Source organism: Marininema mesophilum, assembly GCF_900106775.1.
In the GTDB taxonomy this organism is placed as follows: domain Bacteria; phylum Bacillota; class Bacilli; order Thermoactinomycetales; family DSM-45169; genus Marininema; species Marininema mesophilum.
Genome location: NZ_FNNQ01000010.1, coordinates 124115 through 148096 on the forward strand (window position 1 = coordinate 124115; position 23982 = coordinate 148096).

The following is a 23982-nucleotide window of genomic DNA, read 5'->3' on the forward strand; positions in this document are numbered from 1 at the left end:
TTGCTACACTCGAGCTATCTCATCCAGAAGGAGTTGGATTCATGGAGATTTGTAAAGTAAGTCACTTAAATAAGATATACGGTGGCAAAGTGTTAAATAAAGCACTCTCGGATATTAACCTCACCATACGAAAAGGTGAATTTATCGGTATCATGGGTCCATCCGGAAGCGGGAAAACGACGCTTCTCAATATGATCTCTACCATTGATAAGCCATCCTCTGGAGAAGTGATCATCAACGGAAAAGATCCCCACAGTCTAAAGAGAAGCGAACTAGCACTTTTTCGCCGGCGGGCATTAGGCTTTGTCTTCCAAGATTTTAATCTTCTTGACACCTTGACCATCGAAGAGAATATCGTCCTTCCCTTCGTCCTCGACAAAAAAAGACTTGAGGTCATGGTACGGAACCTGATGGCAGTAGCTAAGCAGCTCGATATCGTGGATATTCTCAAAAAGCGAACCTATGAGGTATCCGGTGGCCAAATACAACGGGCCGCTATCGCCAGAGCGATTATCCACTCACCATCTTTGTTGTTAGCTGATGAACCTACAGGAAACTTAGATTCCAAATCTGCTCGCACAGTGATGGAGATGTTAGAATCAATCAACAAAACCGATGACACGACGATGATGTTAGTTACCCATGACCCTTTAGCCGCTAGTTACTGTCACCGCGTAGTCTTTATAAAAGATGGAAAATTGGAGAGTCAAATTTACCGTGGACATAATCGCCAACAATTTTTCCAAGAAATCATCGATATGCTGTCCCTACTAGGAGGGAATGCTCATGAACTTTCGTCAGTTCGCGCTAAATAATGTCAAGCGCGATGCGAGGGTATATGCTGGGCATTTTCTTAGCTGCTCTTTTTCGGTGATGATTTTCTTTATCTATGCGATGGTCATGTTTCACCCGCAATTATCGCAATTAAACCTTGGAGAAGGTACTTATGAAGGTGTGTTTGCGGTCGAGTGTGTAATTTATGGATTTTCTATTTTGTTTCTGCTTTATTCAATGAGCGTTTTCTTAAAGGCTAGAAACAAGGAGTTTGGGATTCTCAGGATGCTTGGAGCTACGAGATCACAAGTGATCTATCTAATTTTATTAGAAAATATGGTTATCGGGATTGGCTCTATTCTGATCGGGGTCGTGTGTGGGTTAGCCACTTCTAAGCTATTTCTTATGATCGGTGCGGTAGTTTTGGAAGAGAAAGAACTCCCCTTTTACCTCCCAATGAAAGCAATTGCATTTACTTTCATCTTATTTACTAGTTTATTTAGTGCCCTTTCCTTCGTTACTGTATGGTTTATTCGAAAAAATAAGATCATTCAGTTGTTACTAGGGACAAAGAAACCAAAATCTGAACTAAGGGCCAATGGATGGCTGGTGCTTTTATCAGCGTGTTGCTTTGTAGCGTCTATCGGTTGTATGCAGTTGAATAAATTAGAACCTCAAGTGATTATTCTCATATTGTTGTTAGGGTGTACTGGAACCTACTTTTTTTATACTCAGTTAAGTATGTGGATGATTCAGAAGCTCAAGAAGAAGAAGTCCTTCCTCTGGAGAGGAACAAGGCTCCTATGGGTATCGGACATGGCATACAAGTTAAAGGACAATTCACGCATGCTCTTTATCATTACGATCGTTTCAGCAATGGCCTTCTCAACAATAGGTGTTATTCTTGCTACGGAGTACAAGGCAAGAATAATATACCAAAAGACTCCCTTATCAATTGAAGTGAAAGATTATGATAATGAAAAAGAAAAGGCGATAAAAAGAACAAAAAAGATTGATAAGATACTTATTGGGGAAAATGTTAAATATAAAAAATCGATTATAGACTCTATTTCGTGTAATTTTAAAGGAGCTACCTTTGGACTGGAAATAATCCCTCTATCGGACTATCGATCACTAAGAGGAGAATTGCATTTGAAGGATTTTTTAGTAAGAAATGATGAAGTTATCTTAATTAACTCTACATTGATAAGACCTATTCAAAATATTGAAAATGGTGTAACCTTATCGCGAGGAAAATTAAAGCTGCGTGTAAAGAGACAAATGAATCAACATGTATTTACTAGTAATAACCGGCTGGCTATTGTTTCCGATCAAACTTATGCTCAGGTGAAAAGTTCCAAATCAAAAGATGATTATCAAGAAACATATATTTCTTATTTGATACCAATGTGGAAAAACAACGAAAGACCAAGCAACCTTGAGAAGAAAGTAAGTAAAAAAATCGAAAAATTGAATGGTTTTACCGAATCTTTTAGTATAAATAATCTCAGGGCTGTGCAATATTTATATAAAGAAAAAGATAATCGAATTATTATTTTTATAGGGATATTCATGTCACTTATTTTATCATTATCAATTGTTGGTTTTCTGTACTTTAAACTATTTACTGATTTTTATCAGGAGAGACAGTCCTACAGGAAACTATCCAAGATAGGGATACGTGTAGGTGAGATGAATCGGATCTCCTCCTTGAAAATAGCTGTCATGCTTTTCTTTCCATACATTTTTGCTGCATTGGAATCATTAATCAGTTTGTTGATAATGAAAAAACATTTTGGTTTTATAGATATTGCACTTCCAACATTGTATGGAATTACCGCGTTTTTTATCTTACAAGTTGCATATTTCTTTATCATTCGTCGCCAGTATATTAATAAGATGAATAAAGCATTTTTATAGCTGCTGTCTGCTATTTAGATTCAAATGAATAACCTATTTATCAAATAAATACAAGCGATGATTTTAAACAAAAGACCAAAAATAAAAGTTCTATTTATAAGAAAAGCGTGATCTACCTGCCCCCTGCAGAAGGTAGATCACGCTTTTATGGGCTGTGCAAATTTATTTATTCAGGATGCTCTCTTCTAATACAGCAAATTTATCGCCGTGCACTTTAATAATATGGTGTTCTCCCCACGCGCATAATGATTCCAATATGCTCTTCAAACTCCAGCCGTATTCGCTCATTTCATACTCTACTTTGGGCGGTACCTGGTTGTAAGTGATGCGGTTGATGATCCCGTCGTACTCTAGTTCTCGTAGCTGCTGAGTCAGCATTTTCTGTGTAATTCCAGGCATGAGACGCTTCAATTCGCTCGTGCGTTTTTTGCTGTGTGTCAGGTGGCAGAGGATAACGCACTTCCATTTCCCCCCAATCACTTCCAGCGTCGCTTCTACAGAAGTATTGTATTTCTTTTTATTCATGGCGATGCTCCTTCCTCCTGATGATGTTATTAGGAACAAAAAAGTTCCTAAAGAACTTTTAAGTACCTACAGCACAAAAAAGTACGTACTTTCCCATTACTTTTGTATCTACCATACTAGCATTTGTCGGTCTATGGATTCAATACTAGTATCGCTATCGGAGCCTGTTGGGAGGAATCATCCAAAATCCATCGGATTGATACGCGTGGCTTGGCGTATTGATGGTTGAGGGTGGTGCCGTGATCCTTGCAGGCTGATGGCGCTAGAATGAAAAGAACAAAATAGTACAGGATAAAAACCTAGGAGGAGCTTACAATGGCAAACCATCTGCAAGATACAACAACCCTGCACAATGGTGTAAAGATGCCCTGGTTTGGTTTAGGTGTATTTAAAGTAGAAGAAGGTCCGGAGCTGGAGAATGCGGTGAAAATGGCAATCAAGCACGGATATCGCAGCATAGATACGGCCGCGATCTATGAAAATGAAGAGGGAGTCGGGCGAGGAATCCGCGAAGGATTGAAAGAAGCAGGTATCCCCCGCGAAGAGTTGTTTGTAACATCAAAAGTATGGAATACCGAGCTTGGATACGAATCAACCTTGGCTGCATATGAAACGAGCCTGCAAAAACTGGGGTTGGAGTATCTCGATTTATTCCTCGTTCATTGGCCGGTGGAAGGGAAGTATAAAGACTCTTGGCGAGCACTGGAGACTCTCTATAAAGAAGGCCGAGTGCGGGCAATCGGTGTAAGCAATTTCCACACGCATCATCTGGACGAGCTGTTAAAAGACGCAGAATTAAAACCGATGGTGAATCAAGTGGAATTCCATCCGCGCCTGACTCAAAAGGAGTTACGTGATTATTGCAAGGAGCAAGGAATTCAATTTGAAGCCTGGTCTCCGCTCATGCAAGGAGAATTGCTGGATAACCCATCTTTGCAAGAGATCGCCCAGAAGCATCACAAATCCATTGCTCAGGTCATTTTGCGCTGGGATTTGCAAAATGGCGTCGTGACGATCCCCAAATCTACAAAAGAACATCGAATCGTAGAAAATACGGCGGTATTTGATTTTGAATTGACCACAGAAGAGATGGCACAGATTGAGGGTTTGAATGAGAATCATCGAGTCGGCCCAGACCCAGATAACTTTGATTTTTAATTAATGAAGACTGGATAATGGCCTTTCACAGTATAAAAGCAGTGTCCCTCGACAAAAATAAAAAAACACCTCAATCTGCTTTAGGACCTGAGTATTTGGGTATGGATTATCAGCGTGGCTATCATTTCAAAGCGGCAGGAAAGTTTTGTATTCACCTGCCTTGGTTATTCTCATGGTTTTGTTGACAACTATTCGGGGAACGAAAAAATAGTATCTCAAGGACAATGGTTTTCTGGTGTTTATCATGTACTTGGGATGCCTTTTCCATCTTGGTTATAGTTTCGGGGATGCTTCTGTTCCTGCTACGTTCAAGATCGTATCGAAAATCGGTTTATAGAGTATATTGGCGGATTATTTCGGGTCCAAACATTACACGGCCATTTCCTCTGTGGAACACGAATTAGGCTTCCGTAGTTACTTTTAAGTTCCTATGTTACTTTGCGGTTCGTATATCACTTTTAAGTTCGTATATTACTTTGAAGTGCGTTCTATACTTTATTGTTGATATATCTCATAATGAACCTCAAGATGATCGTTGCGACTTTGAAGAGTTCGTAGTAAAACAGCATCTAATTCAATCACTTCTCTAGGAGGGAATATTAAATGAAAAAAATCCTGGAAGGAAAAGAACTTGGTTTTGGTACTGCTCCGCTGGGTAATATGTTCCGCAGTATCACAGATGAAGAAGCATTGGCAACTGTGGATGCCGCTTGGGAACAGGGTATTCGTCACTTCGACACTGCCCCGGTCTACGGCGCTGGTTTGGCCGAGATTCGCCTAGGTGAAATACTGTCAAAACGCCCGCGTGATGAGTATGTATTGGCTACAAAAGTAGGTCGTGTCATTTTGGATGAACTGGAAGATCCAGCCTCACGTGACATGGGCGAAAAGGGCGATCTATTCAAATACGGTCGCGAGAATAAGATCGAAATCGACTATAGTGAAGATGGAACTCTTCGTGCGATCGAGCGGAGCCTAAAGTATTTGCAGACCGATCGTTTGGACATCGTTTACGTTCATGATATCGCCCAGGACATCTATGGCGACGAATGGGTTTCAAAATTTGAAACTTCCCGAACGGGTGCATTTCGTGTGCTGGATCGTTTGCGTGACGAAGGCGTCATTAAGGCTTGGGGCATCGGCGTAAACCGTGTAGAGCCAATCGAGATCGCTATGGATCTGGATGAAGTAAGGCCCGACGCATTCTTGCTGGCTGGTCGCTACTCCCTGCTGGATCATGACCGTGCCTTGCAACGGTTGATGCCAAAGGCTGCAAAAGAGAATATCGACATCATTGTTGGTGGACCGTACAGCTCCGGTGTCCTGGTTGGAGGTGCTCACTTTGAATACCAGAAAGCATCGCCGGAAATCGTTGCGAAAGTCGATCGCATCAAAGCCATTGCTGATCGCCACAATATCAGCGTCAAGGCGGCTGCGCTGCAATTTGCCCTTGCCAATCCAGCAGTGGCTTCCGTCATCCCTGGTGCTAGCCGTCCTGCTCGAATCGCAGAAGACGTGGCTGCCCTGAACGAAAAGATTCCGTCTGCATTCTGGCAGGAAATTCGTGAACAGAAACTGGTGGCGCCAGACGCACCATTACCAGAGTAAAGCAAAATGGCAAACACAGTAGCAACAATTGAAATCCCCACTTCTCCTGATCAAGTATGGAAAGTGATCGGCGGTTTTAACTCACTACCGGATTGGCTACCTCAAATAATACGGAGCAGCGAACTGGGGGAAGGTGGACGAGTTCGTCGGTTGGAAAATATCGATGGCGATGTGGTTGTAGAGCGCCTAGAAACATTCAACGAAAAAGAACGCTATTACACCTACTCGATTGACCAAGCACCATTTCCTGCCACCCATTATGAAGCCACGCTCCGTGTTCGTGAGAATGGCGGCAAAGGATCGCTGGTGGAATGGTCTGGAAAGTTCACGCCTGTAGGGGTTAGCGATGATGAGGTTATAAATCTGTTCCACGGAATCTATACAGATGGTCTGGACGCATTGAAAAAAGTATTTCAGGCTTAATCAATTGGAACTGAAATAGAGAGAAAGGTTATATGACCTTTCATGGCAGCCGCAGTTTAGGACATATTTACATTTACGTGTTCTAAGCTGCAGCTGCCTTTTTGTTGGTTCAAATCGGAGAGGTTATTCAAGGTCGCCTATACCCCGATGGCTGACAAGAAGCTTTTCAGAATGCTTCCAATGAAATAGTAGCTTAAGACCAAGGGGTGCTAATCGTTAACTTGGGCTGCCTTAGTGTATGGTCAGTTTCTCTGATGAATCACGAAGTTCATAGTTACTTATTAGTTTGTATATTACTTTGAAGTTCGTATGTTACTTTAAAGTGCGTTCTATACTTTATCGTCGATATACTTCATAATGAGTCTCAAGATATTCATTGTCTTTGAAGAGTTTAAAGTACATATCATTCAACCACTTCTTTAGGAGGAATTTTAAATGAAAAATATCCTGCAAGGGAAAGAACTTGGTTTTGGTGCTGCTCCGCTGGGCAATATGTTCCGCAGCATCACGGATGAAGAAGCATTGGCAACTGTGGATGCCGCTTGGGAGCAGGGTATTCGTCACTTCGATACTGCCCCAATCTATGGCGCCGGTTTGGCCGAGATTCGCCTGGGTGAAATACTGTCGAAACGCCCGCGTGACGAGTATGTATTGGCTACAAAAGTGGGTCGTGTCATTTTGGACGAACTGGAAGACCCAGCCTCGCGTGACTTGGGCGAAAGGAGCGGTCTTTTCAAATACGGTCGCAAGAATAAGATCGAAATTGACTATAGTGAAGACGGCACCCTTCGTTCGATCGAGCAGAGCCTAAAACGTCTGCAGACCGATCGTCTGGACATCGTTTACGTTCATGATATTGCCCAGGACATCTATGGCGACGAATGGGTTTCAAAATTTGAAAGTGCCCGAACGGGTGCATTTCGTGCGCTGGACCGTTTGCGTGACGAAGGCGTCATTAAGGCTTGGGGCCTCGGCGTGAACCTTGTAGAGCCAATCGAGATTGCTTTGGATCTGGATGATGCGAAGCCGGATGCATTCTTGCTGGCTGGTCGCTACTCCCTGCTGGATCATGACCGTGCCCTGCAACGTTTGATGCCAAAGGCTGCAAAAGAGAATGTCGACATTATTGTTGGTGCTCCGTACAGCTCGGGTGTCCTGGTTGGAGGTGCTCACTTTGAGTACCAGAAAGCATCGCCGGAAATCGTTGCGAAAGTCGATCGCATCAAAACCATTGCTGATCGCCACAATATCAGCGTCAAGGCCGCTGCCCTGCAATTTGTCCTTGCCAATCCGGCAGTGGCTTCCGTCATCCCTGGTGCTAGCCGTCCTGCTCGAATCGCAGAGGACGTGGCTGCCATGAACGAAGTTATTCCGCCTGCATTCTGGCAGGAAATTCGTGAACAGAATCTGGTAGCACAAAACGCACCACTGCCCAAGTAAACCACAATGGCAACAATTGAAATCCCTGCTTCTCCTGATCAAGTATAGAAAGTGGTCGGCGGCTTTAACTTACTGTCGGGCTGGCTACCGCATATACGAAGCAGCGAACTGAGCGAAGGTGGACAAGTTCCGTCGGTTGGAAAGTACGGTTGGCGAGCTTAATCAATAGGACTGAATTAGAGAGAAAGGTTATATGACCTTTCACGGCAGCCGCAGTTTAGGACATATTTACAACATGTTCTACACTGTAGCTGCCTTTTTGTTGGTTCAAATCGGAGTGGTTTCTGTTTTCATCTGTTATATTGTCGATTATAATACTGTACCATAACTGTACCACCGTTTTTTCTTGGTATTGACGGGTTTTTTGCTGAGGTGTATTATTCGTTTTATAGGCCTGTTTATAAGTTCGATGATCAATAGATGCATTTAATACATGATCCTATGGGTGAGACATCGGTCATACGGCAGGTTTTTGCCATGGGGTGTCGGGAAAAATTCTATTGATGGTTTTTTTTGCGGCTTTGTAAGGGGTTTCTCTTCTATGCCGCATGTCTTGGGGTAGAAAAGAGAAGCCTAACAGAATGGAAAGCCCTGCCTGATACTCCATCCCCGAAAGGGAACCACCAAACAGATTGTGAGGTGTATCCATCGTGCCAAATGTGATGGAACTCAAAGAAAAAACCGAGATGTTCCAAATCTTGAATGAAAACGGCAAAGTTATTAAAGGGCAGAAAGTCCCGGATCTTACTGATGAGGAACTGAAAGATCTTTATCGCTGGATGCTACGGATCCGCACTTTTGATGGACGTGCTATCAAACTAAACCGTCAAGGTCGCCTCGGCTTCTATGCCCCGATGGCTGGACAAGAAGCTTCTCAGATTGCTTCCATGATCGCTTTGAAAAAGAGCGACATGCTTTATCCAAGCTACCGTGATGTAGGTGCAGCGATGTACCATGGTCTGCCGATGGAAAACGTTTTCCTTAACTCCCGTGGTCAGATTCACGGAATGAAGACACCAGACGATGTGAATGCATATCCTCCGCAGATCATTATCGCTGCGCAGGTGCTTCATTGTGCTGGCTCCGGATGGGCTTTCCGTTTGAAGAAACAGGATGATGTAGCGATTTGCTTCTTTGGTGATGGAGCTACTTCCGAAGGGGATTTCCATGAAGGTCTTAACTTTGCCGCAGTAAATGATGCGAACTCTATCTTCTTCTGTCAGAACAACCAATATGCGATTAGTGTACCGATCCATAAACAGATGAAATCGGAAACCATTGCTCAAAAAGCGATTGGGTATGGCATTGCTGGTATTCGTGTGGATGGTAACGATGCTTTGGCAGTCTACCAAGCTACCAAAGAAGCGGCAGAGCGTGCTCGTAAGGGTGAAGGTCCTACCTTGATCGAAGCAGTTACATATCGGGTAGGTCCTCACACCATGGCTGGGGATGATCCAGGTCGTTATCGGACGAAGGATGAAGAAGAAACCTGGACCTCCAAGCGTGATCCACTGAAACGTCTGCGTAATTACCTCGATTCCAAAGGTCTCTGGTCTGATGAAGAGGAAGAGAAAGTACAAACAGAAGTTCTCGATGAGATAAACGAAACGATTAAGAAGGTAGAAAAAGCACCAAAGGGTACGGTAGCAGAGCTCATGGATGGTCTCTATAAAGAAACGCCTCCGATGGTGACAAAGCAAAAGGATGAATACCTAGCCTGGAAGGAGGGCAAATAAATATGGCAACCATGACATTGATTAACGCCATCAATGATGGGCTTCGTGCTGAGATGGAACAGGATGAAAACGTCATCGTATTCGGAGAAGACGTTGGGGTAAACGGTGGTGTCTTTCGGGCAACCGCAGACCTGCACCAAAATTTTGGTGAAAACCGCTCTTTTGATACTCCGCTAGCGGAGTCTGCTATTATCGGTACAGCCATCGGTCTTGCGAATCATGGATTCCGTCCTGTGCCAGAGATCCAGTTTGCTGGGTTTATCTATGAATGTATGGATCAGATCTCTACCCAAGCAGCACGCATTCGTATGCGTTCAGGTGGTCGTTTTACCGCTCCAATTACGGTACGTGTTCCTTTTGGCGGCGGTGTGAAGACCCCGGAGATGCACTCGGATAGCTTGGAAGCTCTATTCCTCCACAGCCCTGGGGTGAAGGTGGTTATCCCTTCTAATCCTTACGATGCAAAAGGCCTCTTGATCGCGGCCATCCGTGATGATGACCCGGTTATCTTCTATGAGCCGATGAAGCTGTACCGTTCCATTAAGGGTGAGGTACCGGAAGAAGCTTACACTGTAGAGATCGGGAAGGCGAATATCGTCCGTGAGGGAAGCGATGTAACTGTACTTGCCTACGGTAATATGGTTCACACGGCAGAAAAAGCAGCGGACCTTGTCGAAAAAGAACGTGGCGTTAAAGCGGAAGTGATTGATCTACGAACCATCTCTCCCTTTGACTTAGAAACGATCATTACTTCCGTCAAAAAGACCCACCGTGCTGTGGTAGTTCATGAAGCAGCCAAAACGGGTGGTGTTGGGGCAGAATTGTCCGCTCGGATCAATGAAGAAGCGATATTATCCTTAGAAGCTCCTGTGGTACGCGTAACAGGTTTTGATACTCCATATCCGCTAACTTCGATTGAGGACGAATATCTACCTACTCCAGAACGGATCGCAGCCGGGATTTATAAAACGCTAGACTTTTAAGACAACGTTTCGGAAAGGAGGAAATACCATGGCATTTGAATTTAAACTACCTGATGTGGGGGAAGGAATCCACGAAGGGGAGATCGTTAAGTTCCATGTTGCTGAAGGCGACTCGATCTCCGAAGATGACGTGCTTGCTGAGATCCAAACGGACAAGGCTGTTGTTGAAATCCCGTCTCCAGTGACAGGTACAGTGAAGAAACTGAACGGTGCTGAAGGAGAAGTGATCGAGGTCGGTTCGGTTCTTGCTGTTTTCGATTCGGAGGGTGATGATTCGGCTTCCTCTGATGAAGGGGAGAAGGATGAGCCCAAAGAGGAAGAAAAAGCTGAAAGCAAGGATGAAGAAGAGACCGAAAAACCCGCTAAAAAAGAGAGTGGTACTCCTAAAGCGGCTGGTCAAGATGTCTTGGCAATGCCATCTGTGCGTAAAAAAGCACGCGAACTCGATATTGATATCAATGAAGTATCTGGAAGTGGCAAAAATGGCCGCGTAACGCTAGAAGACGTAGAGAGCTTCAAAGATGGTGGGGCTAAAAAAGCAGACACCTCAGGGAAAGAGGCTTCCAAAGAAGAAGCTCCACAGGCGGATGAGAAAGAAAAGAAAGCCGCTGCTCCTGCCGCTCAAGACGAGGAAGAGCGGATTCCATTGCGTGGCATACGTCGTACCATAGCGAAGCGGATGGCACAGAGCGCATTTACCGCTCCACATGTTACCATTATGGAAGAAATCGATGCCAGTGAGTTGATCGAAGTACGCAGCTGGGCGAAGCCAATCGCCGAAAAGAAAGGGATTAAGTTAACCTATCTGCCCTTTGTTGTCAAAGCGTTGACGGCAACCTTGCATCAATTTCCAACATTGAATGCGTCGATTGATGACGAAAATGAAGAAATTGTGCTGAAAAAGGTTTATAATATGGGCATTGCCACCGCGACAGAGGATGGCCTCGTGGTACCTGTCGTAAAGAATGTGGACAGAAAGTCCATTTTCACGTTGGCTGAGGAGATTCGCGATGTCGTGGATCGCACCCGCAACAAAAAGGCTAGTGTAGAAGATCTGAAGGGGAGCACTTTCTCGATCACTAACATTGGATCCTTTGGTGGCCAGTACTTTACCCCGATCATCAATTATCCGGAAGTGGCCATCTTCGGTATGGGTAAGATGGCGGATCGTCCGGTGGCAGTTGATGGCGAAGTCGTCATTCGTCCGATGATGAATGTCTCTTTGTCCATCGACCACCGTCTCATTGACGGCGACGTGGCTGCTCGTTTCCTAAACCACGTCAAAGAGTTACTGGAAAACCCGAAACTCTTGATGATGGAGATGAATTAATATGGTAGTAGGAGATTTTGCAAACGAAGTGGATGTACTTGTAGTCGGAGGTGGCCCGGGTGGGTATGTTGCCGCAATCCGTGCTGCACAGCTGGGGAAAAAAGTTACCTTGGTGGATAAAGCAGAGCTAGGCGGTGTGTGCCTCAACCGTGGTTGCATTCCTTCCAAAGCGTTGATCCATGCGGGTGATGAAGTTCATAAGATGAAAAACTCGGGCCACATGGGTATCGAAGTTGACGGGTTAAAGATTAACTTTGCTGAGATGATCAAGTGGAAGGATAGCGTTGTGAATAAGCTGACCAGTGGCGTTGGCTCTCTCTTGAAAAACAATAAAGTAGAAGTAGTTCAAGGGGAAGTCTACTTCACAGGTGAAAATACTTGTAAAGTAGCAACGGAAAGCAACAGCACGACCTATCAATTCAACCACTGCATTCTCGCAACAGGATCCCGTCCTACGGAAATTAAGGCTCTCCCATTTGATGGAGATAAAATCATCTCCTCTACAGAGGCACTTAACTTGTCTGAAGTCCCTGCTAAACTGATCGTAGTTGGTGGTGGCTATATCGGCCTTGAGCTTGGTACTGCCTATGCAAAATTAGGCGCTGAAGTAACCGTCCTCGAGGGAATGGATTCCATCCTACCTGGTGTAGATCCTTCCATGACACGGATGGTAAAGCGTAGCCTGAAGAAGCTAGGCGTTGAAGTAGTGACAGGTGCCATGGTCCAGTCATCGGACAAGTCCAAGAAAGGCGTTACGGTAACGGCGAAGGTGAAGGACGAAGAGAAGACCTGGACAGCAGATAAAGTACTCGTCTCTGTCGGCCGTACTCCGAACACTGATGAAATGGGATTGGATCAAGCTGGCCTTGAAGTGGATGAAAAAGGGTTTATTGCTCATGATGAGCAAATGAAGACCAAGAATGAGAAGGTCTTTGTCATCGGAGATATTGCAGGTCAACCGATGCTAGCACACAAAGCGAGCTACGAAGGGAAAGTAGCAGCTGAAGTGATCGCTGGTGAGCCAAGTGTGGTCGATTACCGTGCGATGCCTTATGTTATTTTCACTGATCCGGAGTTAGCTTACACCGGCTTAACCGAGAAAGAGGCAAAAGAAGCAGGTCACGAAGTTGCCGTAAGCCGCTTCTCCTTCGCTGCTAACGGTCGTGCTCTCTCCCTCGATGCTGCAGATGGATTCTTCCAAGTAGTAGCGGATAAGGATACGAAGCAGGTTCTGGGTGCACAGATCGTTGGTCCTGAAGCTTCTAGCCTGATCGCAGAAGTAGTACTCGCTATCGAGATGGGTGCGAATGCGGAAGATATCGCATTGACCATCCATGCTCACCCGTCCCTACCAGAAACCTTTATGGAAGCTGCAGAGGGAATCATGGGTAATGCGATCCATATGGTCAATAAGTAAAAGAGATCGTTCTTAGGCAAAAAAACCACGCATCCACCTTAAGTGGTTCAAGGATGCGTGGTTTTTTTGGTTTTTTGTCTTCAACAGCCCCCAATTTGATAAAGGGCCTGTGATACAATGTTGAATGATGTGAGTAGCATTAGATAGGAGAGAAGCCATATGCGGACATCGATCACAATTGAAGTACGTCCTACGGAAATCGATGGTATGGGCCATGTAAACAATGCTAAATACTTAGAGTATATGGAGTGGAGCCGAGAAGATTGGTACAACAAAATGGGGCTTCCCTTTGATACATTTACAAAGATGAATGTAGGCACAGTAACAGTGAATATCAATATTAACTATCGAAAAGAAGCTCGTCAGGGTGAGAAGCTGACGATCTCTACGGACACCGTTCGTAAAGGGAAAAGTAGCTATGTCCTGCGGCATGAAATTCGTAATGAGCAAGGGGAATTGGTAGCTGAGGCGGATGTGACAAGTGTTACGATCGACTTAAAGCTACGCAAGAGTGTTGTTGTACCACCTGCTCTCACCAAGGTATTTTCCTGATGAATGAAAAAAACTGCCACTAGGTATTCCGGGCAGTTTTTTAAAAAGGGAAAGTTTACTCTTCAGCTGGTTTGCGAAGAGAGCGCAGCTCTTCAAGGATTCCTTCGATTTCCATCATCGTCAGTTTCCCTTTCCGTTTCCCAACCATCGTATATAGATCATGTACTTCCTCATAATCATCGAGACGGTAATCCTCGGGTGAAATCAGTGCGGCGTTGACTAGTTTTAGATGCCCTTTGATTTCATTAATCATATAGGCAAGATTTTCTTGATTGGGTTGTTCTAGATTCATAGTTTCGCTCCTTTCCGCTCATTCCTATTGTAAAGGAATATGCTTCAAATTCCCACCGCTCCAGAGAGCTATTAGTTGGAGGTGTTAGTTTATGAAGAAAAGTGAGAATGAAAACAAGGGGTATTCTCCCTTGTATGTTCAGTTCCTTTATCATTTTAATTATGATCGAGATTATTTTGAGTGCCATGAAGTGCTAGAGGAACTATGGCTGGAGGAGGGGAGAGATCCTTTATATCAAGGGCTTCTCCAAGTAGCAGTCGCCCTCTACCATCATCGTAACGAGAATGAGAATGGTGCCCGTAAACTTTTTCGTGGAGCATTAGAGAAAATCACTCATTATCCAGGGGATGCATTGGGCATCGATCTCGAGAAATTAAAGCATGAAGCGGCGGTTTACTTAGAGAAACTAGAGGGAAGCTCCTCTACCACTCCATACCCCTTTCGAGATTTGAACATTGTAATTAAGGATTCCTACCTGCAATCATTGGTAGAGGAGATGGAAAGAAAACTCGAAGAGAAACAAATGGAGGATGGAGAAATCAAATAAACCCCATGGAGATGATATAGGGGAATGACGCGTGAGCTAGTTCTGTGCTGAAGGATGATGGATTCGGCTCACGGGGGCTTATGTTTAGCGATTAAAGAAAAGCTTGATGAGCGCTAGGCATTCTCTAGCTTTATGATAGGGCATAAGCATATGCTTGGAAGCAAAAGGAGCTGGGTGGGCATGAACACCGGCTCTTTCTGCGCTGATGAGTGCCCGAAACATATGATAATTATGGGTAATGAGGTAAATCTGTGAATCGTTGTTTCGCTTTTTCAATAGGTTACTGGTGTGACGAAGGTTCTCTAATGTGTTAATGGAGTCTGTTTCCGTGACTATAGCTTCTGCTGGCACACCATGTTCTTTAAGATAATCCCTCATCACTTCAGCTTCACTTACTTTATTATGATAGCCTCCGCCAGAACAAATGAATTCGGACACCCATCCTTGTTCAAAAAGGCGAAGGGCATGATGGAGTCGTTCTCGGAGAGCGGTGCTTGGCTCACTTCCACGCAAAGCGGCACCGAGAATCAGTCCGGGGCGGGGTTCATCGGGTTGAAAATCAAATGTATCAAAGTAAGAAACTTTTCGCCATAAGAGATAACCCCCGCTTAATAGAACAGCGATGAGGATGTAGGCGCCGATGATCATGAGAGGTTTTCCCCTTCATTCGGCAAAGTGCAGTTGGATGAATGAGGAGGATTTGGATGAAAAACAGAAAATTTATCCCGCGAAGCATCCCAATTGATCACGATCCCAGTTAACCACGCTACTTCTGATAAAGGTGCTGTAAAGGAGACTCCGTGCGCTTTGGTTACGATATATTCTGGGAGAATGTCGGTTAATTCTAATGCAAAAGAGGGGGTGTTACATCCCGAAGTGAGAGGAACGACACGGACAGCTAATTGGTCTCCGTCGGTTTCAGCGGCGAGGAGGGCGTGTAGCCTTGCTGCTGCGTGTGTACTAATATGAATATCCATGGATCATCCTTCTTTCCGTAAAATAAACCTTCAGCTACTATAGCATACAGGTACAAGTTGTTGGTATGAGGATATCGATTAATAAATTAAAAGTGATGTTTCATTAAGGGGATGACCATTTGGAGAGAAATTTATCCATTTTATTAGAGCATTTTCCGAAAGTCGAGACAGGTAAGCGGTTCATCCTCGGGATAGATGGGCTAAGTCGCTCGGGAAAAACTACCTTGGGGAAGAAACTTCACCAAGTATTGCGAGAGAAGGGTATTCCCGTAAGTGTTTTTCACATCGATGATTACATTGTTGAGCGTAAAAAACGTTATCATACAGGGCATGAGCAATGGTTTGAATACTATCATCTACAATGGAATGTTCCATGGCTAAGAGAGCATTTTTTTAGGAAGTTACATGAGTCTTCTTCTTTTACCCTTCCACTGTATGACAAATCATCAGATAGTCATAGCCAGCAAAATATCAACCTTCCTTATCATGGGATAGTTATCATCGAAGGTGTATTTTTGCAACGTAGTGAGTGGAGAGGCTTCTATGATTTTGTAGTTTACCTGGATTGTCCCAGAGAGAAGAGGTTTGCAAGAGAAAGTGGTTCCGCTCAAAGCAGAATTGGAAAGTTTAAGGAAAGGTATTGGAAGGCAGAGGAACATTATATAGAGGCTGGAAAGCCAAAAAATATAGCGGATCTAGTGTTAAATAATTAGATGAGGTTGTTATCGGTGCATAGTTAAGAAGCCTGGGGTAGCAAATTTATAACAAAGCGCCTTCAGCGATTCGCTGTAGGCGCTTTGTTATAAGCTGTATTAACCAATCCATTTTTTCAATGCGGGTATACGTCGGATAACTAACCAGTCCAGGAGTAATACGACGATGAGAGAAAGTCCAGCGAGGGGGAACAGGATGCCTAACAAAATGATCAGGATGCCAACACCTTTAGCCAGTCTAAAATTCTTAGGTAGGGTGGGTGCCCCCAGCTGTTTATCCGGTTTTCGTTTCCACCACATGATGAGGCCAGTTATGGAGATGAGGATAATTCCGAGGCATATGGCAAGGCAAAGGAGCTGATTCAGAAATCCAAAGTAGGTGCCCTGGTGCAAGGAGATCCCCATTGAGATGGCTTTAGCCATTGGGCCATAGTCTTTAAATCGATAGTCATCGAGTACTTTACCGCTATATTGGTCGAGATGAAGAGTAGCTTCATCGGTAGCTTTGTCAGGGAAAACAGAGATTGTATAAACACCTTTTTTCCCTTCTGGGAAGTTGACATTATACCCAGGATATACGTTACGCTTATTGGCGATGGCTACTGCTTTGTCGATGGAGATAGGCGTCACTTTGTGGCTCTTCGATTTGGGAACAGGTCGTTGTTCTGCCGCCCATGGAACTTTAGCGACATCTTTAGAAGGAACTTTTGACTCAGGTGCCTCACCCTTCATTCCGGCTGGATAGCCAATCCCAGCGGTCATGCCTATTTTTTGTACTTGTTCACCCCAAAATCCTGACCAGGGTAAACCGGTTAGGATGAGAAAAGCGATTCCGAGGGATAGCCAAAAGGCAGGAACAGCATGTAGGTCTCGCCAAAAGTTGCGCTTCCCTGCTTTTAGACGAGGGAGTAAGACACCAAAAACACCCGATTTGTTCCTTGGCCACCAAAGATAGATTCCGGAGATAACGAGTATAAGTCCCCAACATGCGGCCAATTCAACGAGCCGATCACCTGTTGTGCCTGCCATCAATTCACCGTGAATTGCTCGTAATTTTTCCATCAGCCGATCCTCATCATTCAGGTCGCCGAGGACCTTCCCATTGTAAGGGTTCACAAAGACAGTTAGAGACTTTTCCCCATCGAGGATACCCACTTCCGAAGAGCGGGTTGCTTTTGGATGAGGTTGATAGCGGACAATTTGAGCATAGGGATACTCTTTTTTTACCTGACTAATCTGTTCTGACGGTTTTAGTTCTGACTTTTCTGCTTGTACTTGAAACTTGTCCTTGTACATGATCTCTTCAATTTGTGGCTTAAAAAGATAGACGCCTCCGGTTAGCGCCAACATGACAAGGAAAGGTGCAAAGAACATTCCAGCATAGAAATGCCAACGCCATATCGCTCGGAAGAGTTTTTGTGAACGGCTTTGTTGGCTGATCTCATCTGATTGATTAGATTGTAGTTGAGGCTCTACCATTGACGGGACCCTCCTCGATCCGATTATTTTTTCTGCTGTTGGTGATTCTGATGATTAGAGCCTGAGGAACATGCGGTTCCAGTGAGAAGTAAGCCAATGATTAGTAAAGAGATGCCGACGCGTTTTTTCATCATGGGGTGATCTTCCTTTCCAAGTTTGTGTGAAGGTGAGTGAGGGTAGATTGGTATCAGATGTTTATTCGTAACAGGACAAGTACACGTTATAGTGTATTAAATCCAATGGACGTTGAGAAGTAGATGGAGGACGGTTTTTGTTAATAATTGATGTCAAATAACAAAATATCACACTCATCCCATATTCATCATTGGGGAAATGAGGTTTCTTCAACAATCTGTTATGGGTATAGTTATATGGCAACGTCTGCTGAACAATGGGAGGAAATAGAATGTCACTCAGAGGACAAAAGGTTATTGTTTTTGGAGGTAGTTCTGGTATTGGCTTAAGTGTTGCGGAGCTAGTAGCGAAGGAAGGGGCTCACGTAATTATTGCTAGCCGTTCTCGTGAAAAGCTAGAGCGGGCAGCGAGATCGATAGAAGGAGAAGTTTCACTACATACGGTGGATATGACAGAGGAGAAATCCGTACGTGACTTTTTTGCTGAAGTTGGCGCCTTTGATCATCTTGTAAATACTGCTGCTGATGGACCGAAAGGTAAATTCCTGGAGTTGGAGACGACCCAGGCAAAGGTGATGATGGAAAGCAAGTACTGGGGACAGTATCATACAGCAAAATTTGGGGCCCCGCTACTTAATAAAGGAGGTTCTATTACCTTTACAACAGGGGTTCTCTCACGTAAACCGATGGTAGGGACTTCTATTCTTTCAGCTGTTAACGGTGGACTAGAGGGGCTTACCAGAGCATTAGCCTTTGAATTACAACCCATTCGGGTCAATGCTGTTTCCCCAGGGATTGTTAAAACACCGTTGTATGATGGGATGAGTGAGGCGGATCGAGAACGTTACTTCTCTGAAACTGCTGAAGCGCTACCAGTAGGAAAAGTAGCTGAGGCGAGGGATATCGCAGAGGCCTATCTATATCTCATGAAAAATTCATTTAGTACAGGCACGGTTTTACACGTGGATGGTGGGCATCCACTGATGTGATCGTGCGCTTATCATGAAGTCTCTAAACCTCCATTATTCAGGAGGTTTTTTTATGCTTATTTCCAATGAAAGTGCTTCGATTCCACATCATACCTAAGTTGTGTCAGATCCGTGGAAGATTCCTGACAGAACGGTGTATTTACCGTGACATCTTATTAACATTGCTTCGTAGAGGGGAGTCGCGAGACGATTCGGGTGATACGATAATAGCGGTATTTATGGTTCCCGGTAACAAGGTAGAAGTGATCCCCCGAATAGGGAGCTCGACATTAAGAAATTAGGGCATTTATGGTTGAGACTGTAGACACCATTGCGTAAGGCAGGTGGATAAATAGTCTACCCTATCGATTGAGGAGAAAGGAAGGAAAAAATGATGTTGCCATTTCGTAAAGGTGCATGGAAGTGGCTGGCAGTGGCAGGGATGATGATGGCCATCTTGTCAGGTTGTGAACCGATTAAGACGGGTGTTCTCAATCCAAAAGGCCCTGTTGCTCAACAACAGTACGATCTGATCGTTTGGTCAGCAGTACTAATGTCGATCATTTTGATCGTGGTCTTTGTACTCTTCGTGGTTATTATGGTCAGATTCCGTGCTTCAAAGTTGAGTAAAGATTATGAGCCGCCAGATGAGAAAGGTAATACATTTCTTGAGATCGTTTGGACAGCGATTCCGGTACTTATTGTAATTGCTATAGGGATTCCTACGGTGACGACTACTTTTGATCTAGAGAAATCACCTAGCCCAAACAAAAAACCGATCACCATTGAGGCGACTTCGGCACAATGGAAATGGATTTTTAAGTATCCTGAGCAAGGAATTGAAACGGTTAACTACGTTAAAATCCCTGCTAATGTACCTGTTCGTTTTAAGTTAAGTTCCCATGACGCAATGAACTCCTTTTGGGTTCCTGAGCTAGGTGGTCAGGAATATACGATGGCAGATATGCCTATGACCCTTTGGTTGGAGGCTGATAAGCCTGGTAAATTCCAGGGCCGTGGGAATAACTTTACTGGTCGTGATTTTGCCAAAATGGTTTTTACAGTGGAAGCGAAGAAACAAAGCGACTTTGATAGCTGGGTAGCACAAATCAAGAAAACAGCCCCAAAACAGTCGGAAAAAGAGTATAAGAAATTGTTGAAGCCAGGTACTGTAGGACTTCAATCCTACTCTTCCTATCCTAAATCCGCCGAAGTGAAAAACCCCAATATGCCTGGTATGAATCATGGTGGGATGGATAAAGACGAGATGAAAGATATGCCTGGTATGGATCATAGTAAGAAGAAAAAAGACGATAAGAAAAAAGACGATATGGAAGATATGCCTGGCATGGATCACTCGAAAATGAAAGACGATGACATGGACTCTGAAAAGGATTAGAGTCATCACTTAAGTAAAGGAGGTTAGAACCGTGGATCTTTTTAACTTTAAGATGCCTGAACAATTCATTATCATGAATAACCCCTTGATCATCGGAGCATGGATCTCTATTATCTTGGCTTCAGTTGGCATCGTGTTTTTTGTTACGAAGTACAAGAAGTGGGGTTACTTATGGAGAGAGTGGTTTACCACTGTTGATCATAAGAAAATCGGTGTGATGTATATCCTAGCAGCTCTGTTGATGTTATTTCGCGGAGGATTTGATGCGATCCTGATGCGGACACAACTAGCACTACCTGATATGAAAGTTCTTGATGCACAGCACTACAACGAAATCTTTACCACCCATGGTACAATCATGATCTTGTTCATGGCGATGCCGTTCATCATTGGGTTGATGAACGTGGGTGTACCGCTACAAATTGGAGCGCGGGATGTAGCTTTCCCCGTTTTGAATGCAGTTAGCTTCTGGCTCTTCTTCGTCGGGGCGATGGTCTTCAACCTCTCCTTCGTCATAGGGGGCTCACCTGATGCAGGTTGGACTAACTATGTTCCCTTGTCCGGATCAGAGTTAACGCCAGGTGTTGGGATTAACTACTATCTATGGGGCCTACAGATCGCAGGGATCGGAACCCTGGCTACGGGGATTAATTTCTTTGTAACGATCTTGAAGATGCGCGCTCCAGGCATGACTCTCTTGCGGATGCCGATGTTTACGTGGTCGACCTTAGTCACATCAGTTATCATTATCTTCGCCTTCCCAGTACTGACCATCACCCTGGCATTGCTTACCTTTGATCGCCTCTTTGGTGCTCATTTCTTCACCATCGATGCAGGCGGGATGCCGATGATGTGGGCTAACTTGTTCTGGATCTGGGGTCACCCCGAAGTGTATATCGTTATTTTGCCTGCCTTTGGGATTTTCTCTGATGTTATTAGCACCTTTGCGCGTAAACGCCTCTTTGGTTACCACGCGATGGTGATCTCGATGGTTGCTATTTCTGGACTCAGCTTTGTTGTGTGGGTTCACCACTTCTTTACGATGGGAAATGGCCCTTGGATTAACTCGATCTTCTCTATTACTACGATGTTGATTGCGGTCCCCACCGGGGTGAAGGTGTTCAACTGGCTGTTCACGATGTATAAAGGGCGCATCGAAACGCCAGCACCGATGTTATGGTCCTTGGCCTTTATTCCAAACTTCTTGATTGGTGGAGTAACTGGGGTTATGCTTGCCTCCGCACCTGCGGATTATCAGTATCACAACAGTTATTTCCTGGTCAGTCACTTCCACTACGTATTGATCGGTGGAACTGTGTTTGGGTGCATGGCAGGGTTGTACTACTGGTGGCCAAAAATCTTTGATTTTAAGCTCAATGAACGAATTTCTAAGTGGGCTTTCTGGATCTTTATAGTTGGGTTTAACGTCTGCTTTCTTCCTATGTATCTGGTTGGGTTACAGGGTATGCCACGCCGGATTTACACTTATAAAGCCGAGATGGGTTGGACGATGTGGAACTTCGTTCAAACTATCGGGGCGTATTTGATGGGTATCGGCTTTATCTTGATTGTATGGGCGATTATCTACAGCATTCGTCATGAAAAACGGGATCGTAGCGGCGACCCCTGGCACGGTCGCACATTGGAGTGGGCAATCCCCTCACCACCTCCACATTACAACTTCTCTCGTATGCCAAGTCGCATTACCTCCGCGGATCCGTATTGGGACGCGAAGAAACGTGGAGAGAGCATGTTCGACGAGAATGAGCCCCTCAAGCCGATTCATATGCCAAACAATGATGGTATGCCAATTGTCATGTCTGGTTTCATGTTTATCGCTGGATTCGGATTTGTTTTTGAATGGTTGTTGATTGCATTTATCGGTCTCCTCGGTGTGATTGGAACAATGGTTTGGCGTTCCTTTAAGGACTACGATGCTGATCATTATGTTCAAGTGGAAGAGATCGAACGTGATCAAGCTGAATTACAAGCTTCACTAGAAGGGAGGTCCTGATCATGGCATCAAGTAGTGTACCAAAGGGTACTCCTAATTTTCCTGAGTACCAAACAGAAGAAGGACGCCTTAAAATCTTTGGTTTCTGGGTATTCCTTGCCGCAGAGGTTGTATTGTTCTCAACCTTGTTTGCTACCTATTTGGTTCTAGCAGATCGGACCGCAGGGGGACCTACAGGGAAAGATCTATTTGAGGTCAAAGATTTTATGATCGAGACCATGCTCCTTCTGACTTCTAGTTTCACTTGTGGTTTGGCCACTTTGGAGATGCGGAAAGGGAATAAAAAGGGCGTTTTTATCTGGATGATTACGACTCTACTCCTGGGAGCTGGCTTCCTTGGAATGGAGATCAGTGAGTTTGTAGCATATGTCAATGAAGGTGCAACGCTACAGACGAGTGCCTTCCTTTCTGGCTTCTTTGTCCTCGTGGGTACTCACGGACTTCACGTAACCGTAGGGATCATATGGATCTCATTGGTTCTAATCCAAGTGGCACAACGAGGCCTGACACCAACGACTTGTCGAAAGTTATTTATCGGGGGTCTTTACTGGCACTTCCTCGATGTGGTTTGGATCTTTATCTTCACGGCAGTCTATCTAACGGGGTTGATCTAATATGAGTGAACAACAACATGCATCCGCGAAGCATCATGTTATCGGGTTTGCGCTCTCTTTGGTCCTTACCTTCGTTGCGTTGTTTCTTGTTATAAATACGCCGTTGAGTGCAGGGCTCAAATTGACTGCCATTATCATTCTGGCAATCTTCCAGATGCTTGTGCAGCTAGTTTACTTTATGCACGTCACAGAAGGAAGCAAAGTGTATCAAATTATTTCAATCAGCTATGGTTTGTTTGTCGCTGTTTGTATAGTAGCGGGCTCGATCTGGTTAATGTTGCTCAATGGAATGGAAGGCTGATCCAACTCGACGAAATAAAGAGAACAACTTTCAGTTAAAATCCCCTTCAGGGTGATAGTGGAAAAACCTTAGTGAACAAACTTAGGAGATTACCACTCTACCCTGGGGGGATTTTTCGTAGAAATGAGATGAGTGGTTGAAATCGTTCACCCGAAGTCGAATCTCTTCATAGGGGAAGGAACACAGAGGAATGCTTTTGGGCTAGTATGTTATAGACTCTGTTCAACTCCAATCTGCAGTGATGCAATATTTTATCCACCGAAAGTGTTTTGTTGTAGTAGATTTTATGATATTTTTTATAATACAATAGCTAGTGAGTTATAGGAGATTACGAATATCCGGGGATAATTCTTTCGATATCCACTTATAGAAAGCGCCGTAAAACCCCTGGCTTCAGCCATGGGATATAAGGCGCGTCGAACGAGGGAGGGGGAGTTTTTCCCTCTCGCAAGTTCGACTATCCCCGTATATAATTAAGTATAGGGGAGGTGAACTAATGCACAAAGCGTTTAAATTTCGTTTGTGTCCAACGAAGGAACAAACCAATCTCATCAATAAATCTATCGGCTGTAGTCGCTTCACGTTTAATCACTTTCTAGCCAGATGGAACGAATCCTATGACAGCACAGGAAAAGGTCTGACCTATGGAACCTGTTCTGCCCAACTGACTTCATTGAA

At 44.4% G+C, this 23982-nt stretch carries 23 protein-coding genes and 1 pseudogene; 19 read left to right on the forward strand and 5 right to left on the reverse strand.

Annotated features, from left to right (window positions below):
* Window positions 1–41 precede the first annotated feature (41 nt).
* Together BLV90_RS10785 and BLV90_RS10790 are read left to right on the forward strand one after the other, a co-directional pair.
* Window positions 42–815 (forward strand): ABC transporter ATP-binding protein, encoded by a 774-nt coding sequence (locus BLV90_RS10785; protein WP_091740580.1) that lies wholly within the window; start codon window positions 42–44, stop codon window positions 813–815.
* Window positions 787–2694 carry an FtsX-like permease family protein gene (locus tag BLV90_RS10790; RefSeq protein ID WP_177168014.1) on the forward strand — a complete coding sequence of 636 codons (1908 nt, stop codon included), beginning with the start codon at window positions 787–789 and terminating at the stop codon, window positions 2692–2694. The genes BLV90_RS10785 and BLV90_RS10790 overlap by 29 nt, the downstream gene beginning before the upstream one ends.
* A gap of 162 nt (window positions 2695–2856) precedes the next feature.
* Here the strand turns inward: BLV90_RS10790 and BLV90_RS10795 are convergent, their stop codons facing one another.
* Window positions 2857–3219: a winged helix-turn-helix transcriptional regulator gene (locus tag BLV90_RS10795; protein WP_091740586.1), complete on the reverse strand. Its 363-nt coding sequence runs from the start codon at window positions 3217–3219 to the stop codon at window positions 2857–2859.
* Between the two features lie 315 nt (window positions 3220–3534).
* On the opposite strand from BLV90_RS10795, the gene BLV90_RS10800 reads away from it, so the two are divergent.
* The 9 genes from BLV90_RS10800 to BLV90_RS10845 all read left to right on the forward strand — a co-directional run bounded on the left by BLV90_RS10800 (window position 3535) and on the right by BLV90_RS10845 (window position 13866).
* Window positions 3535–4377: an aldo/keto reductase gene (locus tag BLV90_RS10800; protein ID WP_091740589.1), complete on the forward strand. Its 843-nt coding sequence runs from the start codon at window positions 3535–3537 to the stop codon at window positions 4375–4377.
* Between the two features lie 603 nt (window positions 4378–4980).
* The gene (locus BLV90_RS10805) at window positions 4981–5985 is read left to right on the forward strand and encodes an aldo/keto reductase (protein ID WP_091740592.1); all 1005 of its coding nucleotides are present in this window, start codon (window positions 4981–4983) and stop codon (window positions 5983–5985) included.
* A 6-nt stretch (window positions 5986–5991) separates the two neighbouring features.
* On the forward strand, window positions 5992–6408 hold the full coding sequence (locus tag BLV90_RS10810; protein WP_091740595.1) for an SRPBCC family protein: 417 nt from the start codon (window positions 5992–5994) through the stop codon (window positions 6406–6408).
* Window positions 6409–6843: 435 nt separating this feature from the next.
* Complete coding sequence (locus BLV90_RS10815; protein ID WP_091740597.1) at window positions 6844–7848, forward strand: aldo/keto reductase; 1005 nt, start codon at window positions 6844–6846, stop codon at window positions 7846–7848.
* A 662-nt stretch (window positions 7849–8510) separates the two neighbouring features.
* Window positions 8511–9584: a pyruvate dehydrogenase (acetyl-transferring) E1 component subunit alpha gene (gene pdhA, locus BLV90_RS10825; RefSeq protein WP_177168015.1), complete on the forward strand. Its 1074-nt coding sequence runs from the start codon at window positions 8511–8513 to the stop codon at window positions 9582–9584.
* Window positions 9585–9586: 2 nt separating this feature from the next.
* A complete protein-coding gene (locus tag BLV90_RS10830; protein WP_091740603.1) occupies window positions 9587–10567 on the forward strand; it encodes an alpha-ketoacid dehydrogenase subunit beta in 981 nt (326 codons plus the stop codon).
* 28 nt (window positions 10568–10595) lie between these two features.
* A complete protein-coding gene (locus tag BLV90_RS10835) occupies window positions 10596–11897 on the forward strand; it encodes a dihydrolipoamide acetyltransferase family protein (RefSeq protein WP_091740606.1) in 1302 nt (433 codons plus the stop codon).
* A gap of 1 nt (window position 11898) precedes the next feature.
* Window positions 11899–13314 (forward strand): dihydrolipoyl dehydrogenase, encoded by a 1416-nt coding sequence (gene lpdA / locus BLV90_RS10840; protein WP_091740609.1) that lies wholly within the window; start codon window positions 11899–11901, stop codon window positions 13312–13314.
* A gap of 159 nt (window positions 13315–13473) precedes the next feature.
* Window positions 13474–13866: an acyl-CoA thioesterase gene (locus tag BLV90_RS10845; RefSeq protein ID WP_091740612.1), complete on the forward strand. Its 393-nt coding sequence runs from the start codon at window positions 13474–13476 to the stop codon at window positions 13864–13866.
* Between the two features lie 55 nt (window positions 13867–13921).
* Here the strand turns inward: BLV90_RS10845 and BLV90_RS10850 are convergent, their stop codons facing one another.
* Window positions 13922–14158: a DUF1128 domain-containing protein gene (locus BLV90_RS10850; RefSeq protein ID WP_091740615.1), complete on the reverse strand. Its 237-nt coding sequence runs from the start codon at window positions 14156–14158 to the stop codon at window positions 13922–13924.
* Between the two features lie 91 nt (window positions 14159–14249).
* Between BLV90_RS10850 and BLV90_RS10855 the strand changes: the two genes are divergently transcribed.
* Window positions 14250–14705: a DUF309 domain-containing protein gene (locus BLV90_RS10855; protein WP_091740618.1), complete on the forward strand. Its 456-nt coding sequence runs from the start codon at window positions 14250–14252 to the stop codon at window positions 14703–14705.
* 84 nt (window positions 14706–14789) lie between these two features.
* Here the strand turns inward: BLV90_RS10855 and BLV90_RS10860 are convergent, their stop codons facing one another.
* Window positions 14790–15353: a YdcF family protein gene (locus BLV90_RS10860; protein ID WP_091740621.1), complete on the reverse strand. Its 564-nt coding sequence runs from the start codon at window positions 15351–15353 to the stop codon at window positions 14790–14792.
* Window positions 15350–15682: a hypothetical protein gene (locus BLV90_RS10865; protein WP_091740624.1), complete on the reverse strand. Its 333-nt coding sequence runs from the start codon at window positions 15680–15682 to the stop codon at window positions 15350–15352. The genes BLV90_RS10860 and BLV90_RS10865 overlap by 4 nt, the downstream gene beginning before the upstream one ends.
* Before the next feature lie 119 nt (window positions 15683–15801).
* Here BLV90_RS10865 and BLV90_RS10870 point away from each other — a divergent pair, with 119 nt between their 5' ends.
* Entirely contained in the window at window positions 15802–16395 is a 594-nt protein-coding gene (locus tag BLV90_RS10870) for a kinase (protein WP_091740627.1), read from the forward strand.
* 99 nt (window positions 16396–16494) lie between these two features.
* Here BLV90_RS10870 and BLV90_RS10875 read toward each other — a convergent pair whose 3' ends face one another.
* The gene (locus BLV90_RS10875; RefSeq protein ID WP_091740630.1) at window positions 16495–17874 is read right to left on the reverse strand and encodes a PepSY-associated TM helix domain-containing protein; all 1380 of its coding nucleotides are present in this window, start codon (window positions 17872–17874) and stop codon (window positions 16495–16497) included.
* Between the two features lie 406 nt (window positions 17875–18280).
* Here BLV90_RS10875 and BLV90_RS10880 point away from each other — a divergent pair, with 406 nt between their 5' ends.
* The 6 genes and pseudogenes from BLV90_RS10880 to BLV90_RS10905 form a co-directional block, all read left to right on the forward strand.
* Entirely contained in the window at window positions 18281–18997 is a 717-nt protein-coding gene (locus BLV90_RS10880) for an SDR family oxidoreductase (RefSeq protein ID WP_091740632.1), read from the forward strand.
* A 376-nt stretch (window positions 18998–19373) separates the two neighbouring features.
* Window positions 19374–20189, forward strand: a pseudogene (gene qoxA, locus BLV90_RS10885) (cytochrome aa3 quinol oxidase subunit II); the annotation flags it as partial.
* Window positions 20190–20427: 238 nt separating this feature from the next.
* Window positions 20428–22389: a cytochrome aa3 quinol oxidase subunit I gene (gene qoxB, locus BLV90_RS10890; protein ID WP_091740678.1), complete on the forward strand. Its 1962-nt coding sequence runs from the start codon at window positions 20428–20430 to the stop codon at window positions 22387–22389.
* A 2-nt stretch (window positions 22390–22391) separates the two neighbouring features.
* The gene (gene qoxC, locus BLV90_RS10895; RefSeq protein WP_091740638.1) at window positions 22392–23003 is read left to right on the forward strand and encodes a cytochrome aa3 quinol oxidase subunit III; all 612 of its coding nucleotides are present in this window, start codon (window positions 22392–22394) and stop codon (window positions 23001–23003) included.
* Between the two features lies 1 nt (window position 23004).
* Complete coding sequence (locus BLV90_RS10900; RefSeq protein ID WP_091740641.1) at window positions 23005–23304, forward strand: cytochrome o ubiquinol oxidase subunit IV; 300 nt, start codon at window positions 23005–23007, stop codon at window positions 23302–23304.
* A 496-nt stretch (window positions 23305–23800) separates the two neighbouring features.
* A partial coding sequence (locus tag BLV90_RS10905) for a helix-turn-helix domain-containing protein (RefSeq protein ID WP_177167880.1) occupies window positions 23801–23982 on the forward strand: 182 nt, incomplete at its 3' end.

Coding starts and splice junctions, on each gene's coding strand:
- BLV90_RS10850 (WP_091740615.1), bottom strand. CDS start 14,158: ATGAATCTAGAACAACCCAATCAAGAAAATCTTGCCTATATGATTAAT.
- BLV90_RS10855 (WP_091740618.1), top strand. CDS start 14,250: ATGAAGAAAAGTGAGAATGAAAACAAGGGGTATTCTCCCTTGTATGTT.
- pdhA (WP_177168015.1), top strand. CDS start 8,511: ATGGAACTCAAAGAAAAAACCGAGATGTTCCAAATCTTGAATGAAAAC.
- BLV90_RS10860 (WP_091740621.1), bottom strand. CDS start 15,353: ATGATCATCGGCGCCTACATCCTCATCGCTGTTCTATTAAGCGGGGGT.
- BLV90_RS10800 (WP_091740589.1), top strand. CDS start 3,535: ATGGCAAACCATCTGCAAGATACAACAACCCTGCACAATGGTGTAAAG.
- qoxB (WP_091740678.1), top strand. CDS start 20,428: ATGCCTGAACAATTCATTATCATGAATAACCCCTTGATCATCGGAGCA.
- qoxC (WP_091740638.1), top strand. CDS start 22,392: ATGGCATCAAGTAGTGTACCAAAGGGTACTCCTAATTTTCCTGAGTAC.
- lpdA (WP_091740609.1), top strand. CDS start 11,899: ATGGTAGTAGGAGATTTTGCAAACGAAGTGGATGTACTTGTAGTCGGA.
- BLV90_RS10795 (WP_091740586.1), bottom strand. CDS start 3,219: ATGAATAAAAAGAAATACAATACTTCTGTAGAAGCGACGCTGGAAGTG.
- BLV90_RS10835 (WP_091740606.1), top strand. CDS start 10,596: ATGGCATTTGAATTTAAACTACCTGATGTGGGGGAAGGAATCCACGAA.
- BLV90_RS10845 (WP_091740612.1), top strand. CDS start 13,474: ATGCGGACATCGATCACAATTGAAGTACGTCCTACGGAAATCGATGGT.
- BLV90_RS10805 (WP_091740592.1), top strand. CDS start 4,981: ATGAAAAAAATCCTGGAAGGAAAAGAACTTGGTTTTGGTACTGCTCCG.
- BLV90_RS10790 (WP_177168014.1), top strand. CDS start 787: ATGAACTTTCGTCAGTTCGCGCTAAATAATGTCAAGCGCGATGCGAGG.
- BLV90_RS10900 (WP_091740641.1), top strand. CDS start 23,005: ATGAGTGAACAACAACATGCATCCGCGAAGCATCATGTTATCGGGTTT.
- BLV90_RS10875 (WP_091740630.1), bottom strand. CDS start 17,874: ATGGTAGAGCCTCAACTACAATCTAATCAATCAGATGAGATCAGCCAA.
- BLV90_RS10880 (WP_091740632.1), top strand. CDS start 18,281: ATGTCACTCAGAGGACAAAAGGTTATTGTTTTTGGAGGTAGTTCTGGT.
- BLV90_RS10815 (WP_091740597.1), top strand. CDS start 6,844: ATGAAAAATATCCTGCAAGGGAAAGAACTTGGTTTTGGTGCTGCTCCG.
- BLV90_RS10785 (WP_091740580.1), top strand. CDS start 42: ATGGAGATTTGTAAAGTAAGTCACTTAAATAAGATATACGGTGGCAAA.
- BLV90_RS10810 (WP_091740595.1), top strand. CDS start 5,992: ATGGCAAACACAGTAGCAACAATTGAAATCCCCACTTCTCCTGATCAA.
- BLV90_RS10865 (WP_091740624.1), bottom strand. CDS start 15,682: ATGGATATTCATATTAGTACACACGCAGCAGCAAGGCTACACGCCCTC.
- BLV90_RS10830 (WP_091740603.1), top strand. CDS start 9,587: ATGGCAACCATGACATTGATTAACGCCATCAATGATGGGCTTCGTGCT.